This is a genomic window from bacterium (assembly GCA_037147175.1).
Lineage (GTDB): Bacteria > Cyanobacteriota > Vampirovibrionia > Gastranaerophilales > UBA9971 > UBA9971.
The window spans coordinates 21,252-28,328 of record JBAWVS010000028.1 but is presented as its reverse complement, the minus strand read 5'-3'; the positions used below and the strand labels follow the sequence as shown (position 1 = coordinate 28,328).

Sequence of the window (7,077 nt, the reverse complement as noted above, 5' to 3'; positions counted from 1 at the left end):
AAGACGTGAAAAAAGAAAATTTGTTCTAAACTTTTAACTTAACTGAACACTAGTGTGAATTACTCTAATAACTTCCAATACATCATCTTTTACCCTATAAGGAATTATATATGGCAAGTCAGGCATTACAAATTCCCTACTGCCTAATATCCTGCCTTTTCTTCCTATCGAAGGGTTTAGACGTATTACGTTTTGTATTTTATCTAATATTCTTAAAATTACATCAACAGCTGCTGCAGGGTTATCTTTAAATATGTATGATTCAATCTCATCCAAATCCTGATTCGCTAATGGAGATAATATTATTTTCATTGATTATCTGCTTTCTTATTAACCCATTTCGCTTTTACATCATCAAATGCTACATATTCACCATTATCAAGCTGTTTTATTCCTTCTTGAATAGCTGATATTTGCCAAGATTGCGTATCTAAATAGTTATCAATAGCTTCAAGTACAAGAGTTGACTTATTTCGATCTGTTGCTTCTGCTAACAATTCCAATTTGGTTTTAGTTTCTTCAGGAAGTCTTAAAGACATCATATTTTTATTAATTGCCATACAGAATCTCCTTATTGTATTTCAATGATATTATTGTATCACATATTTATTGATATTTAAACTCCAAGTACAGAAAATTTTTCCACCGCTTGTCGGAAGTAGTTTATAATTCTTAAAAGATAGACACAGAAGTCAATATGAATTTACTATCAGTTAGAATGAGAATAATATCAGGGATTTTGCGAAAAAAATTAAAACCAGCCGTTTTTGGCTGGTTTTTCTCAATCTGACTGATAAACTTTATCAAACCTCCTGATAATGGATATTCCCCCGACATGATTAAAAATTCTTCAAAAGTGAATATTTTAAGCCTTTTAGCCAGCTTTGTCAGTTTCTTCGCCGTCATTATGTACAAACTCCTTAATTGTTATCTCATCAATTGTGCTTAAACCGTTTGCATGAGCTATTGTTTCTGCTTTGTTTATCAGTTTGACTATTTGTCTGAACCTGTTAGTTTTGTTAAAAATGTATTTAACCGCACATTCAGTCATTTCAATTTCTGAAAGCTGCTCAATTATTGTTTTTATATCTTTTTTAGAAAACGGTTCAAATTTTAACTTTTCAGAAATCCTGTCATATAAATGGCGATATCTCAGAAGTTTCTTATCTGCCATCCCCATTCCTGCCATAACAATAGAAACATTCGTTTTATCATAAATATCTCGCAGTGTTTCTATTGCGGATTCATTTCCTGTTAAATAATCTATTTCATCGACAATGATTACTTTTGGCTCATTATTTAATCGACGCACACATTGTTTGAACAAATCAGAGGAAAAATGATACGGAACTTCGCCAAGTTCTTCTATTAATTCCTGCATTAACCAGCGGGCTGACATATTATTTGCAGCTCTGATAAATATCGCATCATTTTGAGTAGCCCACCATAAAAGTGCCTGAGTTTTACCAAGCCCGGGTTCTCCGTAAACAAGAGACATTCACGGCACTCCTTCGGCTCTGTTTTGAAGATTATTCATCATATTTATGAAATTTTTAACATTTTGGGTCCTTGCAAATATTTTCTTCATTTTTTAATCCTCCCCATACATTTGTGTATATTCATCAGAATTTTTATATTTTTCAAACCATTTCCTGTCCTCCTGCGAGTGGCAACCATGATGAAGATGCCACTCGTAGCGTTCATATTTTGATTTAAATATTGGTCTTGTCAGCGGTCTTTCTGCAATCACTTTGATTTCAGGAATTTGTTTTGCCTCTAATAAAATCTGCTCCTGATGTGGAGCAGATATATTTGGTTCAAGATGTTTTTCGATAAGGTTAAAATCATCCATAGTAAATAATTTTCTCACTTCTTTTAGTGTTTTGTTGCGTAATTTGCGTTGTTTAACAATTTTTTGTTTGTAATCTTGTATATCTGAAATATCTCCAAGGTGTTCCGCCATCGGATGTGTACTGGTTATTCTCTCTGCCCTGCATAAAAATTCATTTTTTAAGGAATAAACTTTGATAAAACTCAAATCAAACAGGCTATACTTGATTATGGCTTTGTCCCTGATTCCATAAAGTGTATCATCATAGTAATCCTGCTTTAAAAACCTAATTCCGTTTCTGTGAATGGTCATTATTTCCTGTGCCATCATAAGATCATCAAGTTCTTGCTCATTAATATTTTGCTTTTTGACTGTGGCAAGGACTTCAGCGATTGTTCTGCTCTTAACATTCGGGCAAGGAAGGCTATGCTTGTATTCTAACCAGCAGTTAATCAAGTCTATTGCTTCTTGAATCGTTGGCACATATCCGTTATGTATTTCTTTATGCAGTTTTTCATTTCTTTTCATATACGCCGGTTTGTTTTCAATACTGCTTCCAATATATGAAGGAAGTAATTTTTCAAATCCTTCCTGAAATTCCAGAAAAAATCTTTCGATAACTTTTGCTCTGGCATTATACGGAGCTGCATAGACAGGTTTTATCCCGAGTTTGCCGTATATTCCGTTAAACCCTAATTCTTCAAAATCTTTGTTTCCCGTGAAAAAATTTGCTTTAAACGCTTTGCCGTTATCCTGATAAACAATATCAGGAATTCTTCCCAAGTTTAAAATCGCATTTCTTAAGGCAGAGGCAATACATTGCGTGTCTTCTTCCAGCATAATTTCAAACCCTACAAGTCCTCCAGACTTCCAATCCAAAAATCCTACAAGGTGTACCCTGCATGGTTTTCCTGTAAAAGGGTTGATAACTTGGAAATTAAGAAGTTTCCCATCGGCAATTAGTACTGAACCCACATCCAGCACTGAAGCATCACGAACCAAATATGATTCTACTTTGTCTTTAAGCGCCTTCATTCCTTCTCTTGCAAGGATCCATTTGTCATAATTAAACTTTTTAAAATGTTCCGCATATCTTCTGTATGTAATATCCCTTGCATGAATTTCTATACCTCGTTTATTCAGGATGTGCTTGGTTAAACTCGTTGCCTTGCTTATAGAAAACCTGTTTTGATTTAAAAGAATTTTCATAAAAATTTGTATTTCATCTTGAGTAAGCGAAGTCCGGCATTCCCGTGAACCTTTAAATTGATAATCAGGAACGAGCCTTGTCCAGTCTGTTGTCCCTGCAAGTTTTGCTTTCCATCTGTACAGACTTCCTATTGATGTCGTTTTTAATACTTCAAATATATCTTTATAGAATTCTCCCGTGTTGTATAGCTGTAAAAACTCTTCATTTGCCTTGCACTTATTTGTTTTGCCCTTAATATATTCTTTCCACAGTTTTAAAAGGTCTAATCTCGCAAGTGCAATTCGTTTCATACTTTCAGGAATAATTTTTTCTTTAGTTGGCTGAATATCTAAATCAACAGTTTCATTTTCTTCAAGAACAAGAGCCTGATAATATTCGTTAAGAAATTTTGTCTGTAGTTCAGCCTCTAATGAACTTAAACATATTTTATACGTTTTACCGCCCCTAACATCTTCTGTTTTAAATATATATTTATTGCTATTTCTAAGTGCGAGGCGAACTGCACGTTCTGTAACTCCTTTTAGTCCGGCTACAGATTTTACATCCAGCCATATTTTTGTCGTGTCAATTGTTTTTTCAAGCATTAACATTATTTCCGTTTAATTCATGTCATTGCAGATTATAAATCGCAGTTATCGAAATGGAAGTGTTTTAGCAGGAAATGTGTTGCTCTGTTTCAAAAATTATCTTTTTGTAAAATTTGCAGACAAATACTGCACAATTTCTTTTTAGGCACAGGAGTTACGCAGCATAAGCTAAAATGCAACTGTTACAAAAGCATAAGGATAATTTTATGAATAAAATAGATTCAAGGACAATGATTCAAGGCATCGGCAATGATTTTAAAATATTAATTGACGATGTAATCGGTGTAATCGTATCTCTACACGAAGATATAGAACTGATTAAAGTCAAAACTTCCAAACCTGATAAACATTCAGCACAACTTTTACTTGATTATCTTAGCTGGGAAGATGGCAAACCCAAAAAGAATTTGGAAAAACTTTGCGGCGAAGAAATTCAAGAATGCATGAAATGGCTGGAATATTACTGTAAAAAAAATGGCACTACACATGAACAGGCTTTAAAAGAAATAATAGAAGGGAAAATTTAATTAATTTGTAATATGCTACTTATACTAGATTTTAAGAAATTTTGGTCAGGTTAATTTCGTATTGATGGATAAACTCAAAATCTTTATAAAGAGATTCGAAAGAACCATTGTTGCAACAACTTATATCACCAATCATCCAATTTACATCAACACAACCCAAAAAATAGAAAATTTCCGTAATATTTTTGTAAATATCCCATAATTTTAATTTTCCTGCAATTTTTCTGCAAATTATTTGGTTATAATGCGAAATATCATTTCTTAAAAGTCTTATATCATCAAGTTTTTGGGCAATGGTTCTTAAATTCCTGATATTTTCTGTATCTACATTAGGGAAAATATCCTTTATTGATATTTTAAATTCATTATTTTCGTCTTCTATTTTATTATTTTCCTGAATTTCATACAATTTTTTGATTTCCAACAAAGTAATCCAATAATTTAGAGTCGGTTTTGTTTCTATAAAACCTTGTAAACCAGGATTTTTATTTGTAAGTCTATAATCTCTTGCATCAGATAAGATAGAAATAACCTGCTTAATTTTCTGGATTTTACTTTTAATTTTATCCGTTTTATCCTGAAGTTTTTCTTCTTTATACTCTTTTATTAAATCTTCCCTTACAAATTTATTTATTTTGTGGTTAAAATACTTTTCAAATATTTTTTTATCAAAATCATCAAATCCCAAAGCATTAAAAAATAAGCTTTCATCGCAATACCAGTTTTCATGATATTTTTGCTTTAAATATTCACTTATCTTTATTTTCAAAATGTTTTCCAATATAGCCAAATACGGATAAATACTTTTTGAAAGTTTTAAATTATAACGATAAAGCTCAACTACGCAATCCCAGTTATCTTTAACCCTTTCAGGGCAAACTTCTCTTAATTTTTCAAATATTTCAGGGTTATTTTTTATAGTCTGAATATATGGCTTTAGCCTGTAAGCTTCTGAAAACAAACCAATTTGAGATTTTCTTGTTTCATCCAGATTCAGTTCTTTTAGAATATATTTAATCATTTATCACCCTTGAATTTTGATCTTAGATATATTATAGTATAAACAGAAAGACGGTAGGACGCTTGCGTGCCTACCGTGAATTTTTTAATATCAGACTAGCGTCAGATTAAAGCAACGTCAGGATAATCTTGGCAGTACCTTTGTGGTATGGTGTGTTGCTCTGAGGGTCTGATATTTTTAATTATACAGATCACGGTTTTAGTTTTTTTGTACAATTAAGGGGCAAATGAGATTATAAAAATTATATTATAATAAAACGATACTCCAGCATCTATGCCAAAGGCAGGAAGAAAATCTGGAGTCTACCATTTTATTATAGCATAATTTAATTGTATTTCAACGGAGTTTTGTTTTGGACAAATATAACTATAGTTTGAACAAGGAAAGGCTTAAAAGATATATAGTTAATGATATAGACAATAAAGGTGATATTATTGACCTGTATTTATGGAATATTATACTTTCAAAAGAGTTATATCCCCTAATAGCTTTGTTAGAAGTAGCTTTAAGAAATCATATAAATAATGCAATAAGTCAAAATATTAGAAATAAATGGCTATTAGACCAAAATTTAATAAAAAATATTTTAAAAGATAAAGAATTAAGAATTTATTCTGAAACATAACAAGAACAGGCTTTGAAAGAAATAATTGACGGGGCAGTATAATTTTAAACCTTAAAAGCATTACTCATTTGTTCTATTTCCGAACGTTTCAACCCTAATGACTTTGCGGTATCTACCCATTTTTGAACAGATTTTTTAATTTCATCTGCGATAAAATTTGCTTCATTATTTTTTAATCCAAAATATTCAGCAACACTAAATGCCAATTTAATATCAGCAGAATTATCATCTTGTGAAATATACGTTGTTAAACTGCCGGCATTTTGAGGATTAGGGTTAATATCATAGACAGGCGACAATCGCCAACCCATTTCCGATTCGTACAAAAATCCGTGATTCCTTAAATGATCATCGGTATTAGAAATCATTATTGAAAAGACAATCCTTTTCCAGAGTTCGACTAAATCGGCTTTTGGACTTGAGCCATATTGTCTTAAAGAGTCTGCTATATCAAGGTAGCTATGAGTTATTTCATCATTATCAACAGCATTTAGCATACTCATAGCTGATAAAAACGGAATTCTTGTTTTTCCGTTTCGATCAAACCTTTTTATTATAATGACATCCTTATTCCCAATTTTTTCCAAAAACCAATCTGGTGTATTAATCCCTGCGTTTTTTGCCAAAGTCAAAGCAACAGCTTCCCAGAGTACTAAATTGTGCGTATCAGTATTTTTAGGAAATTTTGCAATACAAAGATTTTCTGCTTTATCAATTACGGAAGCTTTTGGTCTGGCTCCGCCTAAAGAAGAACCCGGAAGAAGTAAAAGTCTTATATCTTCAAATTTTTCATCATTTGCTTCAACTTTATCTGCGGCAGCCAATAATTTAGGCAGATACACCAAGGGCGGAATTGATTTTATACTTGAAGGAAATAAAAAATCTGCACCCGCAGCTTCTTTGAACCTTAAAGCACCTTGTCTTGCTTCATCATTTACGCCAAGCAAATAATCAATTTCATTTAATGTTTTAATGGGTCTATTTTCTTCTTTTGCAAGTTTAGCTTCATATCTTCTCATCAAAATTCTGCCCCATGTATCAGGAGCTGAATCACCAAAGGCCCCAAAAATTTTAATTCCTTTTCTTGCTAATTGTTTTCCCTTGCCCAAAAACAAATTGGGCTCTAATGAAAATGAGTCTTGCCGATTTAGCCATTCATTAGAATACTCAAAAGAGGAAGTTTCTTTGTTTTTACTGAAATGTGACCACATTTCACCAACAAGATAATCTTTCCCGCTTAAATTTATATATACATATACTTTTTTATCTGCCATGA

8 protein-coding genes are annotated in these 7,077 nt (G+C 32.1%); 2 read left to right on the top strand and 6 right to left on the bottom strand.

The genetic code is table 11. The features are described 5' to 3' along the window. Positions 1-33 precede the first annotated feature (33 nt). The 4 genes from WCG23_08000 to WCG23_07985 all read right to left on the bottom strand — a co-directional run bounded on the left by WCG23_08000 (position 34) and on the right by WCG23_07985 (position 3,625). On the bottom strand, positions 34-312 hold the full coding sequence (locus tag WCG23_08000; GenBank protein ID MEI8389816.1) for a type II toxin-antitoxin system RelE/ParE family toxin: 279 nt from the start codon (positions 310-312) through the stop codon (positions 34-36). After that, positions 309-560, bottom strand: a complete 252-nt coding sequence (locus WCG23_07995; GenBank protein ID MEI8389815.1) for a ribbon-helix-helix protein, CopG family — start codon at positions 558-560, stop codon at positions 309-311. The genes WCG23_08000 and WCG23_07995 overlap by 4 nt, the downstream gene beginning before the upstream one ends. Positions 561-874: 314 nt before the next feature. Then, complete coding sequence (locus tag WCG23_07990; GenBank protein MEI8389814.1) at positions 875-1,498, bottom strand: ATP-binding protein; 624 nt, start codon at positions 1,496-1,498, stop codon at positions 875-877. Positions 1,499-1,591: 93 nt separating this feature from the next. Then, positions 1,592-3,625, bottom strand: a complete 2,034-nt coding sequence (locus WCG23_07985) for a transposase family protein (protein ID MEI8389813.1) — start codon at positions 3,623-3,625, stop codon at positions 1,592-1,594. 209 nt (positions 3,626-3,834) lie between these two features. Here WCG23_07985 and WCG23_07980 point away from each other — a divergent pair, with 209 nt between their 5' ends. After that, complete coding sequence (locus WCG23_07980) at positions 3,835-4,155, top strand: hypothetical protein (GenBank protein ID MEI8389812.1); 321 nt, start codon at positions 3,835-3,837, stop codon at positions 4,153-4,155. Positions 4,156-4,186: 31 nt separating this feature from the next. Here WCG23_07980 and WCG23_07975 read toward each other — a convergent pair whose 3' ends face one another. Further along, the gene (locus tag WCG23_07975) at positions 4,187-5,176 is read right to left on the bottom strand and encodes a hypothetical protein (protein MEI8389811.1); all 990 of its coding nucleotides are present in this window, start codon (positions 5,174-5,176) and stop codon (positions 4,187-4,189) included. 352 nt (positions 5,177-5,528) lie between these two features. Here WCG23_07975 and WCG23_07970 point away from each other — a divergent pair, with 352 nt between their 5' ends. Then, the gene (locus WCG23_07970; protein ID MEI8389810.1) at positions 5,529-5,801 is read left to right on the top strand and encodes a hypothetical protein; all 273 of its coding nucleotides are present in this window, start codon (positions 5,529-5,531) and stop codon (positions 5,799-5,801) included. Between the two features lie 44 nt (positions 5,802-5,845). Here WCG23_07970 and WCG23_07965 read toward each other — a convergent pair whose 3' ends face one another. Beyond that, positions 5,846-7,075, bottom strand: coding sequence for a HipA domain-containing protein (locus WCG23_07965; GenBank protein ID MEI8389809.1), 1,230 nt, complete (start codon positions 7,073-7,075; stop codon positions 5,846-5,848). Positions 7,076-7,077: the final 2 nt, after the last annotated feature.